We start from the raw sequence: 20,587 nt of genomic DNA on the forward strand, positions 1-20,587 counted from the left end.
TTCGTGCGCTGAGGTCTCGTGGTCTGAGGACCTGTGGGTTGAGGTCTCATGCACCGGCGTCACCATTCGATGCCCGCCTGACCGCGCTGGCCCGCGTCGAAGGGATGCTTGATCTTGGTCATCCCGGTCACCAGGTCGGCGGCCTCGACGAGTGCTTCCGGAGCACGGCGCCCGGTGATGACGACCTGCTGGGTGCCCGGCCGGCGGGCCAGCACCTCGACCACCTCGTCGACGTCGATCCAGCCCCAGTCCAGCGGGTAGGTGAACTCGTCGAGGAGATAGAAGTCATGGGCCTGCCGCTCCAGCAGCTCGCGGACGTGACGCCATCCCTCCCGGGCGGCCTCGGCGGGATTCTCCTCGGCCCTGAAGGCCTTCGTCCACGACCATCCGGTGCCCATCGTCTCCCAGGTCACCGGCCCGCCTGCCCCGGTCCGCTCATGGAGATCGCCGAGGGCCTGCAGGGCGTCCTGCTCCCCGACATGCCAGCGTCCGGACTTCACGAACTGGTAGACCCCGACCGACCACCCCTGGTGCCAGGCCCGCAGGGCGGTGCCCATCGCGGCCGTCGTCTTGCCCTTGCCCTCGCCGGTGTTGACCATCAGGACCGGCCGTAGCCGGCGTTGCCTGGTCGACAGCCCGTCGTCGGGCTGAGCACCGGAGCGTGCACGCGGCATGGGAATCCTCCTCGCGGGTCCTCGCCCGCATCGTCACCCCCCATGGATCCACAGGGGCTGCCGGCAGGGACGACCTGGCTCGCGCGTCAGCGCTCACAGTGGCGGGACCGCTCCGGACTCGGATCTCTCCTCACCGGGATTCCTCCCGACCGGCCGAGGAGATTCTGTCACATCAGGGTCACCGCAATCCTGCGAGGGTCCGCGGACCGGTCTTCTAAGCTGACTCCGTGACCACTGACTCTGACACCTCTCTGCTGGGACGGGCTCCCGGGCTCGGCGAGGAGCACTTCGCCCACGACGGGCTCATCACGAAACATGCGATACGCGCGGTCGCGATGGCGGCGCTGCGGCCGATGCCCGGCCAACTGCTGTGGGATCTGGGCACCGGCGCCGGGTCGGTGGCCGTCGAGTGGTGCCGCACCGACCCGACCTGCCGGGCCATCGGTGTCGAGCGGCGCCTCGACCGGGCATCCAATGCCCGCGCCAATGCGGAGGCCCTCACCCTGCCCGGACAGTTCGAGGTGGTCGATGCCGACCTGACGGGCGGGCTGCCCGAGCTGCCGCCCCCAGACGCCGTGTTCATCGGCGGCGGGGCCACCATGGAGCTGGCGACCGCCTGCCGCGACGCCCTGCGGACGGGCGGGCGGCTGGTGATTCACGGGGTGACCATCGAGGCCGAGACCCTGGTGGCGCAGCTCCATGCCGACTGGGGCGGCGAACTCATGCGGCTCAGCGTGGAGACCGCCGACCGCATCGGGCGGCTGCACGGCTGGAAGCCGGCCCGAACCGTCGTCGCGTGGAGCTGGTCCAAGTAGCGTCGCGACATTTTCTCCTCCCGGACGGGCCGTTCCGGCACCGGCAGTGCCGAATCGACCGGTTCAGGACGAGAAATTGTCGATGCCTCGTTCAGCTCGCCAGCGGGGCGCTCTTCTGGCCGAGCAGCCCCACGACCTCCTCGAGGTTGCGGGGGTGGCCGGGCAGCCCGAGCCGGTTCGCCAGGGCCAGCGGCCAGGGCAGCTCCAGGTGGGCCCGGGCGACGAGTTCCTCGTCGGCCAGCAGCTCGTCGACAGGCCCCTGGACGACGTGATGGTCGACCACCACGAGCGCCTCGTCTGCCCAGGACAGGGCGTGATCCACATCGTGGGTGGCCATCACCACCGTCGTCCCGGCGTCGCGCAGGCGGTCCAGGGCCGTCATCATCTGCACCACGCCCGCCGGATCCAGCCCGGCGGTGGGTTCGTCGAGGAGCAGCAGGTCGGGCGTCATAGCGACCGCACCGGCCACCGCCACCCGCTTGCGCTCCCCGTAGGACAGCTGGTGGGTGGCCCGCTCCGCCAGATGGTCGGCTCCCAGCAGTTCCAGGGCCCGGGCCACCCTCTGTCGCACCTCGTCGACCTCCAGGCCCATATTCATCGGGCCGAAGGACACATCCTGGGTGACGTCGGCGCTGAACAGCTGATCGTCGGGATCCTGCAGCACCAGTTGCACCGACCGGCGGTGCTCCCGCAGCGCCTTGCGGCTGTACCTGAGCACGGTCTCACCGCGCCGGACGGTTCCCGAAACGGGCTCCAGGGAACCCGACAGGCAGCGCAGCAGCGTCGTCTTGCCCGAGCCGTTGGCGCCCAGGATCGCCACCCTCACTCCCCGGCGTATGGCCAGTGACACCTCGGACAGCACCATGGGACGGCCGGGATGAGTGGCGCACAGCCCGTCGGTGCTGAGTAGGGACTCATTCATCTCCACAGCCTTCCTGCGACCGGCCAGCATGCGGCCCATGACCCGGCGATCACCAGGACGGTCACCACCTTGAACTTCCAGGTACCGACCCGTTGGACCGGCAGGGTGAGCAGCGAGTCCTCGAACCCGCGATTCACCAGGCCGTCGTTCAGCCGGTTGGACCGTGCCCAGGCCCGCACCCCGACCGAGCCCATCAGGGCGGCAGTGTTCTCGAAGCGCCGGCGGTAGCCGTTGAGCCGGCCGACCGGGGCGTCTCCCAGCCGGCACTTCTGCGCCTCATGGGCGGTGAACACGGTGTCGAGCAGCACGAAGATCAGCCGGTAGGTGAGGCTGGCGATCTCCAGCAGGGCGTCGGGGACGTGGAGCCTGCGCATCCAGGTGAGCAGGTCGACCATCGGCGTGGTCAGAGCCAGGATCATCAGGGCCAGCGTCCCTGCCAGGCCGTGGGCCACCAGATTGGCGCCCTGACGGGCCGAGACCGGACCGATCGCGAAGATCCCGCCCCGCCACCAGACGGCGGCCGGATCCTGCGAGGTGCCGACGCTGACGAGCACCGAGACGCCTCCCAGGATGAGGAAGACGATCGGGGCGGACATCGCCTGCCACAGCACCCGTGGACGGATTCGTGCGAAACCGAGAATGGCGACCAGAGCGATCAGGGAGACGAAGAGGGTGCCGGGCCAGGCCGGGGTGCACAGGGCGACCACGATGAGCCCCACCGACAGCCCCACCTTCTCCCCCACCGGACGACGCCGCCAGGGGGAGTCCCAGGCGGCGTCGTCGAGAGAGGTGATGCTCACGCCCGTGAGACCGGCTCGGCGGCCGGCTCGACCGCCTCCTGATCGGTCGGTGCGTCAGCCTCGACAGGCATCTCATCGGGCAGCTGCGAGGCGGCCATGGCCTCGTCGTGCCCCTTCTTCCTCCCGCTCATGCGGCCCAGGGCGAAGCCGACGATGCCGGCTCCCAGGGCCGCCTGGAGGGCGAACAGACCGGACTCGACCTCTCCTGAGTTGGGCTCGAAGATCGGCTTGATCCACTGCTTGGCACCCGCCGCCTCGGCGGCCTGGGCCGCGGCGTCATCGGTGCCGGCGAAGCCCTCGCCGTCGGCGGCCGGCTTCTGCCCGCCGAGGATGAGGCTCACCACGAAGATGGCCACCAGGATCACCAGCAGCACCGGGGTGGCCCACTTGTGATCGCCGGTCAGGAAGTTGCTCTTCTGCTTGCCCGTGCGTGTGCTGATGGGTTCAGACATGGGTGCCCTCCTCGATCTTTGCTGCGGAGACGGTACCGCCCTGCTCGACGTCATCGGCCGGAGTGCTCAGCACGCCGAGCTTGCGCAGCTGCGGGCCGGCGACCCTGGCGAGGAAGCGGAACAGCAGGATGCCCAGGACGCCCTCGGCCAGGGCCAGCGGGATCTGGGTGACGGCGAAGATGGACAGGAACTTCCCGGCGGCACCCATGATCCCGGAGCTGGGATCGGGGAAGGCGATGGCCAGCTGGAAGGAGGTGACGCAGTAGGTGGAGAAGTCGGCGAAGACCATGCACAGAAAGATGGCCAGGGCGTCGGGGCCGCCGAGCTTCTTGGTGAGTTTGTAGAAGGCGAAGCCGACCCAGGGGCCGGCGATCGCCATCGAGAAGGTGTTGGCGCCCAGCGTGCTGATGCCGCCGTGGGCCAGCAGCAGGGCCTGGAAGATGAGCACGACCATGCCCAGGAAGGCCATCACCGGTGGTTTGAAGAGCACGGCTCCGACGCCGGTGCCGGTGGGGTGCGAGGAGGACCCGGAGACGCTGGGCAGCTTGATGGCCGACAGCACGAAGGTGAAGGCGCCGGCGGTGGCCAGCAGCAGCTTGTTCTCGGGGTGGTGCTTGACCTGCTTGACGACCTCGCGGGCGCCGTGGATGACGAACGGTGCGGCGGCTGCGTACCAGACCGCGCACTCTGTCGGTGAGAGAATTCCCTCTGCGATGTGCATGGGGGTCTTCACTCCTTTCTCGGGATACTGCGTCCCGTCCTGGAAAGGATCGATGCCGTGGCGTTCCTGACTCCCACCCGAAGGTGCTCACAGTGGCGCGACCGTGCCGGCTCTGTCCGGCTTCCGCTCATGGCGTCGATTATTTCTTCTGTTGTCAGTGGGGTCCCTGATCCATCGGGCACGTTGGGAGGGACCGCCGATGACCATTAGATCACGGCGGCTCCGCGGCCCTTCGGCCGGGTGCCCGTCGGCGTCTCCTCGGATAGGGTCGAGCCCTGAGCGCCACCCCGCCGGGGCGGCCGGCGGTGAGGAGTTCCTGGTGGGTCACGAGTACATTCCTGATTACCTCAATAATGGGGCAGACATCTATCGCGAGTCGTTCCGGATCATCCGCGAGGAGTCCGACCTGGAGCGATTCCCGACCGACGTCGAGCACGTCGTGGTGCGGATGATCCACGCTGCCGCCGATCCGTTGATCGCCGGCGACATCGCCTTCACACCTGGGGTGGTGGCGGCTGCCCGGGCCGCCTTGGAGGCGGGGGCACCGATCCTGTGCGACTCCTCGATGACGGCCACCGGGGTCATCCGATCCCGGCTGCCCCGCGACAACGAGGTCGTCTGCCACATCAAGGAGCCGCGCCTCGCCGAGCTGGCAGCCGAGCGTGGCACCACGAAGACCTGCGCGGCGGTCGACATGTGGGCCTCCGACGGGCAGCTGGACGGCTCGGTGGTGGCGATCGGCAACGCACCCACCGCCCTGTTCAGGGTCCTCGAGGTGGCCGCCGAGACCGGTCAGCTTCCCGCCGCGGTGGTGGGCGTCCCGGTCGGATTCGTGGGCGCCGCCGAGTCCAAGCAGGCCCTGGTCGACTCCGCCCTCGGCCTGGAGTTCCTCACCCTGCTGGGCCGGCGCGGGGGCTCGGCGATCACGGTCGCGGCGCTCAACGCCATCGCGTCATGGGACGAGGAGACGAATTCTCACAAGTAGGGGTCATCCCCAGAGCTGTCCGGCCTCCCAGGTACCCGAGGACACCACCGGCGTCACGGTCGCCGAGATGACCGACCCCTCGTGGGGAGCATGGGGCAGGTCGGCGGGCAGTGCCAGGGTCATCGGGATCGACGTCGTGCCGATCACCCGCAGCCAGTCCACCCCGGTAAGCCGGTTGGTGCGCCGCTCCACCCGCTGCACCACCATCGTCATCTGGGCGGCCGCACTGGCCTGTTCGCGGGTGGCGCGTCCGGCGCTGATCTCCAGCAGCCACGGCGAGATGAGGGCCCCCGCCGAGAAGGACAGCTCGGTGCCCATCGACCCTTCCTCTGAGCGCCCGTAGGCCTCCTCGGAGTCGTAGATCTTCGGGAACTCGGTGGGCACCGCACCGACCCGCAGATGCTCGATCTCCTTCGGGGTCTCCTCCCCCGGCTCACCGCCCAGCGGGTACTCCACCGGGTCGTCGACGTTGGCCAGGAACCGCGCCAGCCGCTCGCGCCGGTGGCCCACCGCAAGCCCGCTGAGGATCGAGTCGCCGCTGATCACACCGGCCTCGCCGATCCCGGCACGGCTCAGCCCGCCGCCCCTACCCGATCCTGAACCGCCGGGCGCCATGACGTCGACCTGGGCCAGAGTGTCGGAGTACCGGAAGACCTCCGCGGGATGGGTCGTGGGACACACCAGGGAGGCGATGGTGTCGAGCTCACCGCCCGACTGGATCAGCCCCAGGCGTGCTCCCGAGGGGTCGGTGTAGGCGGCGAGCAGCTCGAAGCCGTCGACGTTCTGGGCCCCGGCGGCGCCGGCGGTCACTGCGGCCGAGACCAGTTCGTCGAGAGATGCGGCGTCGAAGCCGAGGCTGTGCAGGTCGAACGAGATCACCCGCCGATCCTACGAGGTCATCCCTGCAGTGCCCGCAACAGCTCGTCGCGGAGCTTCGCCGACCGGCGCGGGGTCCGGTCGCCGACCACCGAGACGGTCATCCCGCCGGACTGCTGGGTGGCGGGGGTGAAGGCCGTGCCCTTGCGCCCGGCATCCCCGCGCACGCAGAAGATGCGGCGCTTCTCGGCCTCCTCACTCACACGAGCATTGACCTCGGGATCGTTGGTGAGCGCTTGGACGAACCACATACCGTCCAGATCGGAGGACTCGAAAGCCTTCTTCCGGTACTCGACCTGCCCGCGCCTGGCCAGCCGGCCCAGCTGGATACCGGCATTGGGGGCCACCACGTGCACCTTCGCCCCGGCGTCCAGCAGACGCACCACCCGTCTCTCGGCGACATGACCGGCGCCGACCACCAGGACGTCCCTGCCGGCGAGTCTGAGCCCCGACAGGTACACCGGGGCGCCCTCGCCCACGCCCTCCTCGCCCAACGGGGAGCGGTATCGGTCGACGACGACGTCGGCGAGCTCATCGCAGTCGCCGATCACCTCGGCGACCCGCACCTCGACGTCGGGCCTCGCCTCGTTCCAGGCCCTCACCTGGTCGGTCATCCACTCGTGGAGCCGGCCCGGGAACAGGAAGTTGCCCACCACCACGATCTGGGTGGCCCCCTCCGAGGACAGCAGGCTCAGTGCCTCGGGCAGGGAGGGCGGGGTCACCTGGATGAAGCACGGCTGCACCCTCTTGAGCTTGTTCTCCTCCCAGAACAGGCGGGTGAGCTGGTAGTGGGCGGCGTTCGCCTCGGGATCCAGCGCGCCGCGCCCCACGAGCACCGCGGCAGTGTCCTTGGCCTCCCACTCTCTGCCGTCGGCGGGCGCCATGGCCTCGTGCAGACGACGCCCCAGGGCGGCGCGCAGCCGCGGATCGGGCTGCAGGGGGCTGGAGTACAGCACCCGGGCGTCCCCGCGCCCCTCGTCGATGGCCTCGGGAATGTCGCGCTGGACGTGCCCGCCGGTGTTGATCATGAGTGGCACGACGACGGCGTCGGGGGGCACCGGGCCGCCCTCCCGCTGCACCTCGGCCGCGGCCTGCCCGTCGTACTCCTGGCCGGCGGCCACCGCCGTGGCGACGGCGTCGGCGATCGGCGGCTCCGCCAGTTCGACGAAGCCCAGCTCGACCGGCACTCCGGGCAGCTTGGAGGCGACGCGTCTGGCCAGGGCCCGGCAGGTCTCGACACCGTCGGCGTTCCGGGTGCCGTGGGCGGCGATCACCAGCGGTACCCGCGAGGTGAAGTCCTGGGCGGTGGCACGATCATCGGCAGTGCGGTCGGTCATGGTCATCCCTTCTGATTCTCCTCGATGACATTACCGGCCTCGTCCGAGGCGTCCTGCCGGGCCTTGCGCTGCCCGTGGTAGGAGGCGTCGTCGGCCCTCGGCAGGTCGCGGTGGGAGTAGTTCTTCTGCTTGTGGGCGCTGATCGCCCCGTCCATCCAGTGGTAGTCGCGCGGGGTGACCATCATCTGGCGCCCGTCCCCCGACGTCACGAACTTCGTGGTCGAGGAGCCCACCACCACCATCGCCGTCATGCCGACCCATTCGGGCCTGAACTCGGCGAGGGTGGACATGACGACCTCCTGCTGGCGCCGTTCGGCGTGGGAGACCATCGCCACCGGGGTCTCCGGCGGGCGGTGCTCGGCCATGATGGCCAGGGCGTCGGGGAGCTGGTGGACGCGGGTGCGCGAGCGCGGGTTGTAGAAGGTGGTCACCAGATCGCCCTCGGCGGCGGCCCGGACCCGCTTGAGGATGAGGTTCCAGTCAGTGTGCAGATCCGACAGGCTGATGGTGGCGTGGTCGTGGCCCAGCGGGGCGCCGAGGATGGCCGAGATCGCCAGCTCGGCGGTGATGCCGGGAACGATCTCCACGTCGATTCCGTCGGTGCCCATCTCCAGGGTGGGCGACGCCATGGCGTAGATGGCCGGGTCCCCGCCGCAGACGAAGGCGACGTTGTTGCCCTTGCGTGCCGCGGCGATGGCGGCCTCGGTGCGTTCCTCCTCGGTGCCCATCTTGGTGGCCAGGATCTCGGCGCCAGAACGCACCAGATCGCGGATCTGACGGACATAGGGGGCGTATCCGGCGACGAAGGTGGCGTCCTGAATGGCCTTGACGGCCCGCGGCGCCAGAAGATCCCGCGCGCCGGGCCCCAGCCCCACGACCGCCAGATGGCCGCGTGCCGGGATCCGGCCGACGGCGCAGGTGGCCTCGGAGGTCTTGTGCTTGGTGACGATCAGCTCGGCCCTCTCGGCCAGCACCGACGCCTCCGACACGCTCGCCGTGCCGACCTCGCGCGCCACCGTCGCCGACGGGTTGGGCGCGTCCTGGGCGGCCAGCACCTCGGCGGGATATGTGCGGTACTCGACGCCGAGACGGTGGGCGAGCTTGATGAGTCCCAACTCCCCGGACTTCACCTCGTGGCTCAGCAGGGCGCTCACCGATCCGGGCGCCAGCCCGGCCTCGGCCAGCACGTCGTCGAGCAGGGCGGCCAGGTGGTCGACGTCGGTGCCGGAGTTGCAGCCCATCCCCACCACCAGGGAGCGGGGGTGCAGCACCACCGACGGCAGCTCGGGCAGACCCTTCAGCGCTGCCTCGGCGACCCGGTCGCTCACGACGATCTGCGCTGCCGGGTTCTCGGCGCCCTGCGAGACGTTGGCCGGCAGCGGAGGCAGCGGCCACGGCTGCTCGCGGACCACGGCGACGGGCCGCCCGGCGATGATCGCCCCGGTGACCGCGGCGACGTCACCCTCGTAGGCCCAGCCGAGCTGGTCGAGGGCCGGCACCCCCAGGGAGTCGGTGGCGGTGGAGACGACAGCGACCCCGCCGAGGGCCTCGGAGATCCGTCGCGCAAGGTCGTTGGCGCCGCCGACGTGGCCGCCGACCAGCGGGATGGCGAAGCGGCCGGCCTCGTCGACCACGACCACGCCGGGATCGGTCTTCTTGGAGGCCAGCAGCGGCGCGATGATCCGGGTGGTGGCGCCCAGCGCCAGGTGGGAGACGATGAGATCGCACTGGCCCCAGGCCTCCACCAGGCCTGCGGTGGCCGGGCCGGGGTACTTCTTCGTCTCGGTGCCCAGTGCCTTGTCGATGGCCTGCGCGTGGGCGATGGCGGCGTCGGTGTTGACGATCTGGCCGATGATCGGTGCCCTGTCGGAGCCGTCGGGGTTCGTGTCCGAACCGGGCTGCGGGTCCCCCGGAGCCGGGGTGTTGACGTCGCCGACCAGCTCCGGGCTGATCCCGATGGCCTCCGGGGAGTCGGGATGGTGGGCCAGCACGAGCACCACGTAGGGGCTGGAGAGGTCCTCGGCGTCGACGACGGACCGCGCGGCGTCCTCGTCGAGGACGCGGATCCGCTGGCCGGGCTCGCCGATCCGCTCGGCGACCACGTAGTGGCGTCCCAGGCCCGCCAGCCCTTCGACCAGCTCGGGCAGGCCCTTCTTCGGGGCGGTGAGGACGCCGACCTTGGGATGGACCTTGGCGAGCCTGATCGCCGACTCGATGCCCCCGGTGTGGGAGGAGACCAGCTGGGCGTCGTCCCAGGGCAGGGCGATGGCGGCGAAGGCGGCCTGCAGGGAGCTGGGCGCGGTGACCACCTCGGGCTTCAGACCCGCCTGGCGCATCCGTCGCACGACACCGAAGAAGAGCGGGTCGCCGGAGGCCACGACGGTCACCCGGGCATCGGCGTCCAGGGTCTGGATCCGTTCGATGGCCGGCCCGATGAGGCCGAGCACCTGGCGGCGCTCCTCGGGGACGTCGAGGGCGTCGAGGTGGCGCTTCCCGCCGACGACCAGCTGGGATGCGGCGACGTCGTCCCTCATCGCCGCGGTGATCTCGCCGAGATATCCGTGAACCCGGATCATGAGTGTTCTCCCTTGTCAGTGGCGGCTTCGTCGGAGGGGTTGTTGTCAGGGGGGTTGTCGTCAAGCACCCCGCGCGTCCCGTGGGCCTTCAGGTCGGCATGGGCGGTGGCCTCGGCGCCGCGGTACTCGTGGCGGAAGCCGGGATGGTACAGGTGGCTGCGGGTGGAGATGGGGCCCTCGGCCAGAGCCGGGCCGACGAGCACCACGGCGTGCTTCCACAGCTTGTGGGCGCGCATCGTGGCGGACAGCTCGGCCAGCGGGCAGCGGAACATGAGTTCCTCGGGCCAGGTGACGGCGTAGCCGATGATGCAGGGTGTGCCGGGCGGGTAGCCGCCGGCCAGCAGGGCGTCCTGCAGGGCCTTGTTGCGGGCCGCCGACAGATAGATCGCCATGGTGGCGCCGTGGGCGGCGAAGGAGGCGATGGTCTCACCGTCGGGCATCGGGGTGCGACCGCCCTCCAGCCGGGTGAGGATGAGGGACTGGGAGACCTCGGGGACGGTGATCTCGACGTCCATCCGGGCGGCGGCCGCGGAGAAGGCGGAGATGCCGGGGATCGTCTCGTAGCCGATGCCGACGCGACGGCAGAGGTCGCGCTGCTCGGCGGTGGCGCCGTAGATCGACGGGTCGCCGGTGTGCACCCGGGCCACCAGCAGGCCCTCGTCGCGGGCCCGGGAATACAGCGGTTCGAGGTCCTCCAGGGGGATGGACGCCGAATCGATCAGTTCGGCGCCCGCCTTGTGACGGGCGACCATGTCGGGGTGGACGAGGCTGGAGGCCCAGATGATGATGTCGGCGGCCTCGATGATCCGCGCACCGCGCACGCTCACCAGGTCGGCGGCGCCGGGTCCGGCTCCCACGAAGACGACCTTGCCCTCCCCTGGGCGGGTCTCCCGCCTCGGGATCGGGGCCGGGGAGATCTGGGTGTGGTCGAACTCCTCGAGGCTCTGCTCGGACCTGTGCTGGGTTGGCCTGGCAGCGCGCGCAGCCCCGTGCGGGGGCGTGGGGGTCGCCCCGCCTTCTGTTGAATTCGTGTTCATCAGAGGCTTCCTCCTGTTGTGGTGCGTGCCGGCGCGCTCATGACCGTCGAGAAGTACGGCAGGGTCTGCCCCTCCTCGACGTCGGCCAGGCCGATGAGCTGCTCGGACTCCATGGAGACGTCAGTGCCGAGCACGGCATCGCGGCCCCGTTCCCGGATCTGGTCGAGGACCGCGGGCAGGGTCCGTCCGCCCTTGTAGACGGTCACCGAGTCGGCGAGATCGAGCACCTGGCCGAGCCTGTCGGCCCCGACGGTGGCGGGCACCAGGGCGAGGATCTCGCGGCCCTCCACAAGAGGGGTGCGCGACGCCGCGGCGAGGGCCTGCATGGCGGTGATGCCGGGGACCAGGGTCACCTCGACGTCGGGGAGCCGCTGTTCGACGTTGCCGCGCAGGTAGCTGAAGGTGGAGAAGACCGCCGGGTCGCCGACTGTGGCCAGGGCGACGGTGGCGGCCCCGGCCTCGAAGGCCGCCACGGCGGCGTCGGCGGAGACCTGCCAGGACTCCGTGCGCTTGTGGCCGATGCCGCGGCGCTGGGCCATGGAGAAGGGGATGCGTTCGATCCGTCCGGCCATCTGCGGGCAGGCGGCGCGGACGATGGCCTCGGCCCGGCCCGGGCCCTCGGCGGACTTCTCGGTGGCGGGCACGAGCACGACGTCGGCGGTCGAAAGGATGCGTGAGGCCTTGAGGGTGACCAGTTCTGGGTCGCCGGGGCCCACACCGACCCCGATCAGTCTGCGTGCAGGGTCAATGGCATGGGTCATGCCGGCCTCCTCAGGTCTCTCGCCCGATCATGTCGCGCCGTTTCTTCCATCCGAGTGTCTGGCTTCCCCTGCCGGGGTCACAGTGGCGGGACCGCTCCGGGTTCGCACCGGATTCCTCGCGACGGACGCGAGCCCGATTCTTCCACATGGATGTGAGGTCACCCTCACCGTGTCTCACCGGGGCCCTCAGCGCGGCAGGTCGAACAGGGCGTCGACGTCGAGGTGCTCCTCGACGGCGTCGGCGAGGGTGTCGATCATCTGCTCGCGGCGGGCGCCGTATCCCGTGGCGTCGCGGTTGGGGTGCCAGTCGACGCCGGCCTCGGCGGCGGCCTCCTCCAGCCAGGCCCGGCGGAAGTCGTCGGACTCGAAGGCCCCGTGCCACATCGTCCCCCACACCGAGCCGGCGCGGACCCCGTCCAGGAAGGGCTCGGTGTCGGCGGCTTCCTGATCAATGGAGCAGCTGCCGTGGTGGATCTCATAGCCACCGACCGAGATGCCGTTCCAGGAGCCGTGGGACAGGGCGAGGGTCTTGGCGGCGGAGAAGTCCACCTCGACGGGCAGCAGGCCGAGTCCTTCGATGCGCGATCCGGCGGCGGCCTCCTCCCCATCGGGATCGACGATCAGCCGAGAGAGCATCTGGTAGCCGCCGCAGATCCCCACCACGGTGCGGTGCTCGGCGGCGCGCCGGGCGATGACATCGGCGATTCCGGTCTCGCGCAACCAGGCCAGATCGGAGACGGTGGAGCGGGATCCGGGCAGGACGACGACGTCGGCGGCGGCGCAGGTGACGGGGTTGGTGGTGACCTGGACGTCGACGCCGGATTCGATGGCCAGGGCGTCGACGTCGGTGGCGTTGGAGATCCTCGGGAACCGGACCACGGCGATGCGCAGCGCGCCGGGGCTGGGCTCCTCGCCCTCGTGGCGCCAGCGGCCGACCTCCAGGGCGTCCTCCCCGTCGAGCCAGACGTCATGGACGAAGGGCAGGACGCCGAGGCAGGGCAGCCCGGAGCGGCGGCTGATCTCGTCGAGTCCGGGGGCCAGGACGGAGTGGTCGCCGCGGAACTTGTTGATGAGGTAGCCGGCCAGGTGGGAGCGATCGGCGTGGTCGAGCAGCGCCCAGGTGCCGTAGATGGAGGCGAGCACCCCGCCGCGGTCGATGTCGCCGACGAGGACGACGGGCAGGTTCTTGGCGACGGCCAGCCCCATGTTGGTGTAGTCGCCGGTCCGCAGGTTGATCTCGGCCGGGGATCCGGCGCCCTCGCAGATCACCAGGTCGTGGGCGGCGGTCAGTTCGTCGTAGGCGTCCCAGGCGGCCTGCGCAAGGGCCCTGCGCCCGGTGGTGTACTCGCCGGCCTCCAGGGTGCCGCCGGGCCGGCCGCGCAGCACCACGAAGGACCGCCGGTCGGTGCCGGGCTTGAGCAGGACGGGGTTCATCGCCGAGGTCGGTTCCAGACCGGCGGCGTGGGCCTGGAGGTACTGGGCCCGGCCGATCTCGGCGCCGTCGGCGCAGACCATGGAGTTGTTGGACATGTTCTGGGCCTTGAACGGCGCGACGTCGACGCCTCGGCGAACCGCCACCCGGCACAGGCCGGTGACCATGAGCGACTTGCCGGCGTCCGAGGAGGTGCCGGCGATGAGGATCCCGGTCATGACCTGGCTCTCCTGCCCTGCTTGTTCTGGCTGCGGGGAATGACGCCGCCGTAAAAGGTGAGATGGCCCACGACGGCCAGTGCCCCGACCGCCCCGACGGTCGCGGCGGCACTGACTGCCAGCACCAGGGTGGCGGCGTCGTGGACCTTGTCCGCGTCGGGGCGGGGGCCGTCGCCCAGCAGGGGGCGGTCCTCGTGGCGGTTGCCGTAGTAGAGGTTGCGCCCGCCGAGGGTGACGCCCAGTGCCCCGGCCCAGGCGGACTCGCACCAGCCTCCGTTGGGGCTGGGGTGGTGGGCGTGGTCACGTGACATGACGTCGAGAGCCCGCCTCCGGTCGCCGCCGACGACGGGGGCGAGCAGGCCTGCCAGGACGCCGGTGATGCGGGCGGGGAGCAGGTCGAGCAGGTCGTCGAGGTGGGCCGCGACCTTGCCGAAGCGCTCGAAGCGCTCGTTGTGATGGCCGACCATGGCGTCGAGGGTGTTGGCGCCGCGGTGGACGAGCATCCCGGGGACGCCGGCGACCGCCCCCCAGAAGATCGAGGCGACGGCGGCGTCGGCGGTGTTCTCGGCCATGGACTCGACGGTGGCGCGGGCCAGCTCGGGCTCGTCGAGGGATTCGGGGTCGCGTCCGCACAGGTGGGAGAGCTGTTCGCGGGCGCCGTCAAGATCGTCCTCGGCCAGACGGGAGGCCATGGTGTCCCCCTCGCGGGCCAGGGATGCGGCGCCGACCACGGCCCAGGTGGTGGTCGCTGTGGCCAGCGCCCTGGCGACGGGATGGCTGCCGGTGGCGCGTTCGACGGCGAGGCCCAGGGCGGCCAGCGGGGCGAGGCAGCAGAGGGTGTAGAGGGCGCCGCAGGGCACCGAATCGGCCCAGATCCTCTTCTCTAGGGCGTCGGCGGCCGAGCCGAAGACGGCGACCGGGTGGTGGCGCTGCGGGTCGCCGATGAGCCGGTCGGCCATCACGCCGAGCCCGATGCCCGCCCCTCTGGCCAGCAGCGCAGCTCCGCGACGACGGTTCCGGGTGATGGGCATGGCCGCAAACCTACCAACCCAGTACGGCCTCACCGGGCCACCCGGCATCGTGGACCAGGACTGTCTGGAGGTCTGGCGCCGTCAGCAGAATCACTGATTCGTATTGACCATGGTATGTGTTAACGCACATACTGGTCGATGAGAGAGGGAGGCAGTCATGGCAACCCATGCGTTCAGTGACCTGGCAGGACAGGCGAAGCAGTCGTGGTCTTCTGCTGCTACGGCGACGTACGAGGCCGCGAGCGCCTCCTACAACGCAGAGCTCGCCGCCCGCCGCGATCTCGGGCAGCTTCTGATGCGGGCCCGGCGCGACCGTCAGATGACACAGCCAGACCTTGCCGAGATGACAGGAATCCAGCAGGCCGAGATCAGCCGGATCGAGACCGGGCGGGCCAACCCGACCGTCGACACCCTCACGCGTCTCACCCAGGCTCTGGGAACCCGGCTCACCCTCGCCTGAGCGCGATGGCCATCACCCGGCGTCGTGGACGAGGATCGCCAGCTGCACCCGGCTCGACAGCCCCAGATTCGCCAGAATCCTCGTGAGCGCGGCCTTGACGGTCGGCACCGACAAGTACATCCGCCCGGCGATCTGCGCATTCGACAGTCCCTCGGCCACACCGAGGGCGATCTCGTGCTCGCGCCGGTTGAGACCCTCCAGGGCCCTCCTGGCCTCGACCCGGCGCGGATCGGTCATCTCGGAGGTGGCCGCGGTGATCACCGAGCGCAGCACACTCGGCGAGAGGGTGTACTCCCCCGACGCCACGGCATGGATCATCTCGATCATCCGTCCGGGGGCGGTGTCCTTGAGCAGGAAGCCGTGGGCGCCGGCCACCAGGGCCCGCAGCACCATGTCGTCGGCGTCGAAGGTGGTCAGCATGATGACCCTCGGCGGGTCGTCGCCGGCCAGCAGTCTGCGGGTCGCCTCGATGCCGTCCATCCTGGCCATCCTGATGTCCATGAGGACGATCCGCGGGTCGCACTCGGCCACCAGGTCGGTCGCCTCGTCGCCGTCGGAGGCCTCCCCCACGATCCGGATGCCCGACGTCGGGCCCTCCAGCAGGAGTCTCAAGCCGCTGCGCACCAGCGCGTCGTCGTCCACCACGGCGACGGCGACCGGGCCCTCGGCATCGTGCTCATCAGTGTTCTTGCTCACCACGGCAGCCACACCTCCACCACGAACCGGCCGTCCTCGATCCCGTGACCGATCCTTCCACCCAGAGCCTCGACGCGCTCCTCCACACCGATCAGCCCCGAACCGGATCCGGGCACGCCCCGGGCGTCGGCGCCCCGCACGGCATTCGAGACACGCAGCCGCACGCCCTCCCCACGCCCTCCGGACAGGGTCACATGGACCGTCGCGCCGGGAGCGTGCTTTCCGGCGTTGGTGAGGCATTCTGCGATGATCCGGTACAGGTTCCGGCTGGTCGGCACGGGCAGCTCATCGGCGTCGGGCAGGTCCTCGTCCAGCTCGATCCGCATCCCGGCCGCCCTCACGGCGTCGATGAGCCCGGCCAGATCGGCCAGGGTGGGTTGGGGCCGGGCCAGCCTGCCGTCCACCTCCTCGGTGTTGCGCAGCGAGCCGAGGATTCCGCGCAGCTCCGCCAGGGCGCGTCCTGCCCCCTGCTGGATGATGCCGGCGGTCCGCCTGGTCTGTTCGCCGGTGAGGTCGTCGCGGGAGGCCAGGGCGCCGGCATGCATGGAGACCAGGGTGAGCTGATGCGCCAGGGCGTCGTGCATCTCCCGGGCGATCCGGTTGCGCTCCTGCGCCTGGGCGGCGAGCACCCGGATCCGCTGCTCCCGCTCGGCGGTGGAGGCGCGCTCGGACAGCGAGGCGATCAGATCCCGACGGGCGCCGATGTACATCCCCAAGGCGATCCCCGAGGCCGTCATCGCCAGCACCCCACCGCCGACGAATCCCAGATAGCTGACGTACTGGAGCCGTGACATGCCGGCGAAGGGCGGCCTCAGCGCTCCCAGCAGCTCCCCCGACCATGCCGTTCCGGCCAGCGAGAATGCCAGCGCCAGCACGGTGGCGGGCACAATCTCGCGCCATCGACGCCGGGTGCACAGGCTGATCGCCGCCCAGGTGGCCGCCGTCACGGCGCTCAGCGAGAATGCGGCGATCGCGCCCAGCACGACACAGATGAGGAACGGATGACGACGTCGGAATCCGACGAGGATGAAGGCGACGCCACCGCCCGCCAGATCCAGCCATCCGGGAGAGTGATTCGCAGTGCCGGTCTGGCTCATGAACAGTGCCAGCGATCCGATCAGGCACAGCCCCCACCGCCACGTCTGCTGCCATCCGGTCAGCGCCGGTGGCAGGTAGTGGCCGGGCACCACCGCCGAATTGCTCGCGGAGTTGCTCGCGGAGTCGCTCGTCACACCGGTCACTCTAGGCAGCACCAGAGCCTCCGAAGCGGTCCGAAGGTATTGGACCCGGGTCCGATGGTCGATGATTCCCGATGCCCGCGGACCTTGCGGTCCGCCCGGGTGGCTACCGCATCGTGGCTGCCATGATCAACATCAGTCATCTCACCCGACGCTACGGCCCGGTCACCGCGGTCGATGACGTCTCCTTCACCGTCGAACCCGGCCAGGTGTGCGGATTCCTGGGGCCCAACGGCGCCGGCAAGTCCACCACCATGCGCTGCCTGGTCGGGCTCACCCCACCGACCTCGGGCCGGGCAACCGTGCTCGGCGCCGAGTACCGCCGCCTGCCCAATCCGGGCCGGCAGGTCGGCATCATGCTCGACGCCACCGCCCAGCATCCCGGCCGCACCGGACGCGAGACGCTGCGCATCGCGGCCCTGGTTCAGGGCCTGGACCGCAGCAGGATCGACGCCGTCCTCGAGCAGGTCGGCCTGACGCCGGCCGAGGCGCGCGCCCGGGTGCGGACCTACTCGCTGGGCATGCAGCAGCGTCTGGGGATCGCCGTGGCACTGCTCGGGGACCCGCGGGTGCTGGTGCTCGACGAGCCCACCAACGGGCTGGATCCGGAGGGGATCGCCTGGATGCGTGACCTGCTGCGGCGTCTGGCCGACCGCGGCGACACGGTTCTGCTGAGCTCCCATCTGCTCCACGAGGTGGAGCAGATCGCCGACACCCTGGTGCTGATCGGCGGCGGCCGGGTGATCGCATCCGGTTCCACCGAGGAGCTGCTGGACGGCCAGAGCAGCCTCGAGGAGCTGTACCTGTCGCGCACCGACGCCGTCGCCCGCCGCTGACATCACCATCGAACACGCCCGTCTCGCAACAGGAGTCACTCATGTCCACCACCGTTCTTTCCGATCAGACCCCCACGTCCTCCGCCCGCCCGGCCGCCGATCAGCCGGCCGTCCCGCTGGCCCGCCTGGTGAGGGCCGAGGGCCACAAGCTGACCGACACCCGCTCCGGGTTCTGGCTGATGCTCGTCATGGCCCTGGGCGGCATCCTCGCCACCGGGGCCACCGCCGCGGGATGGCATCAGGTCGCCCGGGCAGCAGGCGCTTCCTGGACCGCTGGAGGCTCGCTGGTGCCCTTCGCCCCGATGATGCTCCTGCCGGTGCTGGCGATCCTGCTGGTCACCTCGGAGTGGAGCACCCGATCCGCGATGACCACCTTCACCCTCGAGCCTCGCCGCGGCCGCGTGCTGCTGGCGAAGACCGTCCTGATGCTCGCCGTCACCGTCGTCGTCTGGCTGGTCTGCCAGGGGCTGACGGCGCTGTCCGCGGCGGCCGGAGAGAGAATCCATCCCGACTACCCGGCGTCCTGGGGCATCGACCGGGCCGCGATGGCCGGGGATCTCGGCTTCACCTTCCTCATGGTCGGAATGGGACTGTCCCTGGCATTGCTGCTCGGCAATGCCGCGGCGGCGATCGTGGTCTACATGGCCCAGCCCCTGATGACCACCACCCTGGGGCTGATCCCCGGCCTGCGCACCCCGATGGAGTGGGCCTCGGTCAACGGCATGTCCCTGCTGTCCACAGGGTCGCTGGACGGACGCGACTGGGCCCACGTCGCGGTCTCGGCGACGATCTGGATCGTCATCCCGGCGGCGGTGGGCACTGTGCTGAGCATCCGGCGCGAGATCAAGTGAGCCGTCGTCGCGAGAACGGCCATGTGTCCACCGCCGACCGGATAATCCATGTGGCGGCGGAAATATGGCAGAGCTCATCCCGTATCGCCCTCCTCCGAACTGCGATGGCGCTCACTACTCTGAGTCCCATGATTCAGGCGAGCGTCCCGCAGACCGCCCCGCACGAGGCCCTGCTGCTGTTCAGGATGCCCGCGGCCGACCCCGTCGTCGCTCCATGGCGGCAGCGGCACGACGCCGCCTGCAAGGACGGAATACCAGCTCACATCACGCTGATGTACCCCTTTGCCCTGCCCGACGCCATCGCCACGAAGGACATTCAGACCCTGGAGGCGGTGATCGCCGGAGTGGCGCCGTTCACCGCAACACTGGCCGACACCGGCTGGTTCGGTGATGCCGTCCTGTTCCTGCGTCCCTCGGATCCGGCTCCCTTCATCGGGCTGACCCGCGACGTCCAGGCCGCCTTCCCGGACTGGCGGCCGTACGGCGGTGCTTTCGAGCGCATCGTGCCCCACCTCACCATCGGCGACGACGGGCAGACGGCGCAGTTGGGGGAGGCCGAATGGGACGTGACGGCTCGGCTGCCGATCATCCAGAAGATCGACGCCGTCGAGTGGTGGTCCGGCCCTTCCGCCGCCAGTGGGTTGGGAGGCTGGACCCGTGCCAGGACATTCCACCTCGGAGCGTGACAGCTCAGGTCGCCGCGGCCGAATCGTCCTCGTCATCTGGATCGCGGGCTTCCTAGTCGGCACCGCCTCGCACGTCCTCGACCTGGTGGCCGGCGGCCTGAACACCTACGCGCAGTTCCCCACCGGGCTGCGCATCTACTGGGTCTGCCTCACGATCCTCGACCCGCTCACCATCACGCTGCTCGTCCTGCGGCGCCGGACCGGCATCGTCCTGGCTCTGGCCGTGATCCTCTCCGACATCTCGGTGAACTGGGCCGTCTATCTCTTCGTCTCGGGCAATCCGCTGTGGGGAGTCGTCAACCAGACCGTCTTCGCTGCAATCCTCGTCTCCACCGTGCCCGCACTCTGGCGCCGGTTCCGGGTCGGCCGGCCCGACGAGCCCACAGCGCAATGAGTTCTGCCATGTGACCGCCGCCGCGTGGATTATCCAGTCGGCGGCGTATATACGGCAGAACTCATTCCTGCCTCTGACTGTCCCGAGACGAGTCCTGCCACAGGACCACCGCGAACCGCACAGCGCGCTCGACAGTCGTGTGATGGCAGAACTCATTCCCAGCAATAGCCCTCGCAGCCGGTCCGGCACGCCAGTAGGCTCGCGCCGTGACCCTCCTCGTCCTCGTCCGCCACGGCCAGTCCACCTGGAACCTGGAGCATCGCCTCCAGGGGCAGAGGATGGATGTCCCCCTCACCCCGCTGGGGCGCAGGCAGGCCGACCAGGCGGCACGGAGGGTCAAGGCCCTCGTCCCCCCCGCGACCCCCGTCTACTCCTCCGACCAGGACCGCGCCCTTCAGACCGCCGCCCCGATCGCCGCGGCCCTCACGGTCCAGCCCCGCCCCGATCCGAGGCTCCGCGAGCAGGACCTCGGACGGATGGAGGGCCTGCTGCCCGAACAGCTCACCCCCGAACCCGCACCCGAGGGCGTCGACATCGCCGACGTGCGCTGGGGAGGCGGCGAATCCCTGGCCGACGTCGCGGCCCGGCTGCGCTCATTCCTCTCCGATCTGGCCGCTGCCGAGGACGGCCGCTCCCCCGCCCGGGCCGTCATCGTCTCCCACGGCGACACCCTGCGAGTGCTCCTGGCCCTGCTCGACGGCCGCACCCACCGCGAGTGCAACTTCGACCTCGTCCTGGGAAACGGCGAGGTCATCACCCGGGACGCCGATCCGGCGCAGGTAGCCTGAC

The 20,587-nt window shown here is 70.3% G+C and carries 22 protein-coding genes and 1 riboswitch; of the genes, 8 read left to right on the forward strand and 14 right to left on the reverse strand.

The window, feature by feature from the left end; translation table 11 throughout:
• Positions 1-59: 59 nt before the first annotated feature.
• The gene (gene cobO / locus JS278_RS12260; protein ID WP_114045435.1) at positions 60-674 is read right to left on the reverse strand and encodes a cob(I)yrinic acid a,c-diamide adenosyltransferase; all 615 of its coding nucleotides are present in this window, start codon (positions 672-674) and stop codon (positions 60-62) included.
• 227 nt (positions 675-901) lie between these two features.
• Here cobO and cbiT point away from each other — a divergent pair, with 227 nt between their 5' ends.
• On the forward strand, positions 902-1,489 hold the full coding sequence (gene cbiT / locus JS278_RS12265) for a precorrin-6Y C5,15-methyltransferase (decarboxylating) subunit CbiT (protein ID WP_114045436.1): 588 nt from the start codon (positions 902-904) through the stop codon (positions 1,487-1,489).
• A gap of 91 nt (positions 1,490-1,580) precedes the next feature.
• On the opposite strand, the gene JS278_RS12270 is transcribed toward cbiT, so the two are convergent.
• The 4 genes from JS278_RS12270 to JS278_RS12285 are packed head-to-tail and all read right to left on the reverse strand — an operon-like array spanning position 1,581 to position 4,384.
• A complete protein-coding gene (locus JS278_RS12270; protein ID WP_114046311.1) occupies positions 1,581-2,411 on the reverse strand; it encodes an energy-coupling factor ABC transporter ATP-binding protein in 831 nt (276 codons plus the stop codon).
• Positions 2,408-3,211 carry a cobalt ECF transporter T component CbiQ gene (gene cbiQ / locus JS278_RS12275; RefSeq protein ID WP_114045437.1) on the reverse strand — a complete coding sequence of 268 codons (804 nt, stop codon included), beginning with the start codon at positions 3,209-3,211 and terminating at the stop codon, positions 2,408-2,410. The genes JS278_RS12270 and cbiQ overlap by 4 nt, the downstream gene beginning before the upstream one ends.
• Positions 3,208-3,663 carry an energy-coupling factor ABC transporter substrate-binding protein gene (locus tag JS278_RS12280; protein ID WP_114045438.1) on the reverse strand — a complete coding sequence of 152 codons (456 nt, stop codon included), beginning with the start codon at positions 3,661-3,663 and terminating at the stop codon, positions 3,208-3,210. The genes cbiQ and JS278_RS12280 overlap by 4 nt, the downstream gene beginning before the upstream one ends.
• Positions 3,656-4,384, reverse strand: coding sequence for an energy-coupling factor ABC transporter permease (locus JS278_RS12285; protein WP_114045439.1), 729 nt, complete (start codon positions 4,382-4,384; stop codon positions 3,656-3,658). The genes JS278_RS12280 and JS278_RS12285 overlap by 8 nt, the downstream gene beginning before the upstream one ends.
• Before the next feature lie 319 nt (positions 4,385-4,703).
• On the opposite strand from JS278_RS12285, the gene JS278_RS12290 reads away from it, so the two are divergent.
• Entirely contained in the window at positions 4,704-5,369 is a 666-nt protein-coding gene (locus tag JS278_RS12290) for a precorrin-8X methylmutase (RefSeq protein WP_114045440.1), read from the forward strand.
• Positions 5,370-5,372: 3 nt separating this feature from the next.
• On the opposite strand, the gene JS278_RS12295 is transcribed toward JS278_RS12290, so the two are convergent.
• The 7 genes from JS278_RS12295 to JS278_RS12325 form a co-directional block, all read right to left on the reverse strand.
• Complete coding sequence (locus JS278_RS12295; protein WP_114045441.1) at positions 5,373-6,248, reverse strand: hypothetical protein; 876 nt, start codon at positions 6,246-6,248, stop codon at positions 5,373-5,375.
• A gap of 17 nt (positions 6,249-6,265) precedes the next feature.
• Complete coding sequence (locus tag JS278_RS12300) at positions 6,266-7,588, reverse strand: CbiX/SirB N-terminal domain-containing protein (RefSeq protein ID WP_425451441.1); 1,323 nt, start codon at positions 7,586-7,588, stop codon at positions 6,266-6,268.
• Entirely contained in the window at positions 7,585-10,158 is a 2,574-nt protein-coding gene (gene cobJ / locus JS278_RS12305; protein ID WP_114045442.1) for a precorrin-3B C(17)-methyltransferase, read from the reverse strand. The genes JS278_RS12300 and cobJ overlap by 4 nt, the downstream gene beginning before the upstream one ends.
• The gene (cobM, locus tag JS278_RS12310; protein ID WP_114045443.1) at positions 10,155-11,195 is read right to left on the reverse strand and encodes a precorrin-4 C(11)-methyltransferase; all 1,041 of its coding nucleotides are present in this window, start codon (positions 11,193-11,195) and stop codon (positions 10,155-10,157) included. Before cobM ends, cobJ begins: the two co-directional genes overlap by 4 nt.
• Positions 11,195-11,956, reverse strand: coding sequence for a precorrin-2 C(20)-methyltransferase (gene cobI / locus JS278_RS12315; protein ID WP_114045444.1), 762 nt, complete (start codon positions 11,954-11,956; stop codon positions 11,195-11,197). The genes cobM and cobI overlap by 1 nt, the downstream gene beginning before the upstream one ends.
• 52 nt (positions 11,957-12,008) lie before the next feature.
• A riboswitch (cobalamin riboswitch) is annotated at positions 12,009-12,074 on the reverse strand.
• A gap of 68 nt (positions 12,075-12,142) precedes the next feature.
• Positions 12,143-13,606 carry a cobyric acid synthase gene (locus JS278_RS12320; protein WP_114045445.1) on the reverse strand — a complete coding sequence of 488 codons (1,464 nt, stop codon included), beginning with the start codon at positions 13,604-13,606 and terminating at the stop codon, positions 12,143-12,145.
• Positions 13,603-14,637 (reverse strand): cobalamin biosynthesis protein, encoded by a 1,035-nt coding sequence (locus tag JS278_RS12325; RefSeq protein WP_114045446.1) that lies wholly within the window; start codon positions 14,635-14,637, stop codon positions 13,603-13,605. The genes JS278_RS12320 and JS278_RS12325 overlap by 4 nt, the downstream gene beginning before the upstream one ends.
• Before the next feature lie 157 nt (positions 14,638-14,794).
• Between JS278_RS12325 and JS278_RS12330 the strand changes: the two genes are divergently transcribed.
• Positions 14,795-15,097, forward strand: a complete 303-nt coding sequence (locus JS278_RS12330) for a helix-turn-helix domain-containing protein (RefSeq protein WP_114045447.1) — start codon at positions 14,795-14,797, stop codon at positions 15,095-15,097.
• A gap of 12 nt (positions 15,098-15,109) precedes the next feature.
• Here the strand turns inward: JS278_RS12330 and JS278_RS12335 are convergent, their stop codons facing one another.
• Together JS278_RS12335 and JS278_RS12340 are read right to left on the reverse strand one after the other, a co-directional pair.
• Positions 15,110-15,793, reverse strand: a complete 684-nt coding sequence (locus tag JS278_RS12335) for a response regulator (RefSeq protein ID WP_114046313.1) — start codon at positions 15,791-15,793, stop codon at positions 15,110-15,112.
• The gene (locus tag JS278_RS12340) at positions 15,790-17,025 is read right to left on the reverse strand and encodes a sensor histidine kinase (RefSeq protein WP_147243205.1); all 1,236 of its coding nucleotides are present in this window, start codon (positions 17,023-17,025) and stop codon (positions 15,790-15,792) included. Before JS278_RS12340 ends, JS278_RS12335 begins: the two co-directional genes overlap by 4 nt.
• 80 nt (positions 17,026-17,105) lie before the next feature.
• On the opposite strand from JS278_RS12340, the gene JS278_RS12345 reads away from it, so the two are divergent.
• The 5 genes from JS278_RS12345 (at position 17,106) to JS278_RS12360 (ending at position 20,586) form a co-directional block, all read left to right on the forward strand.
• On the forward strand, positions 17,106-17,867 hold the full coding sequence (locus tag JS278_RS12345) for an ABC transporter ATP-binding protein (protein WP_114045449.1): 762 nt from the start codon (positions 17,106-17,108) through the stop codon (positions 17,865-17,867).
• Between the two features lie 41 nt (positions 17,868-17,908).
• The gene (locus JS278_RS16060) at positions 17,909-18,718 is read left to right on the forward strand and encodes an ABC transporter permease (protein ID WP_181833718.1); all 810 of its coding nucleotides are present in this window, start codon (positions 17,909-17,911) and stop codon (positions 18,716-18,718) included.
• A gap of 128 nt (positions 18,719-18,846) precedes the next feature.
• The gene (locus tag JS278_RS16065) at positions 18,847-19,404 is read left to right on the forward strand and encodes a 2'-5' RNA ligase family protein (protein ID WP_181833719.1); all 558 of its coding nucleotides are present in this window, start codon (positions 18,847-18,849) and stop codon (positions 19,402-19,404) included.
• Complete coding sequence (locus tag JS278_RS12355) at positions 19,376-19,798, forward strand: hypothetical protein (RefSeq protein ID WP_114045450.1); 423 nt, start codon at positions 19,376-19,378, stop codon at positions 19,796-19,798. Before JS278_RS16065 ends, JS278_RS12355 begins: the two co-directional genes overlap by 29 nt.
• Before the next feature lie 206 nt (positions 19,799-20,004).
• Entirely contained in the window at positions 20,005-20,586 is a 582-nt protein-coding gene (locus JS278_RS12360) for a histidine phosphatase family protein (protein WP_114045451.1), read from the forward strand.
• The last annotated feature ends 1 nt before the right edge of the window (position 20,587 follow it).

Source organism: Acidipropionibacterium virtanenii (genome assembly GCF_003325455.1).
Lineage (GTDB): Bacteria > Actinomycetota > Actinomycetes > Propionibacteriales > Propionibacteriaceae > Acidipropionibacterium > Acidipropionibacterium virtanenii.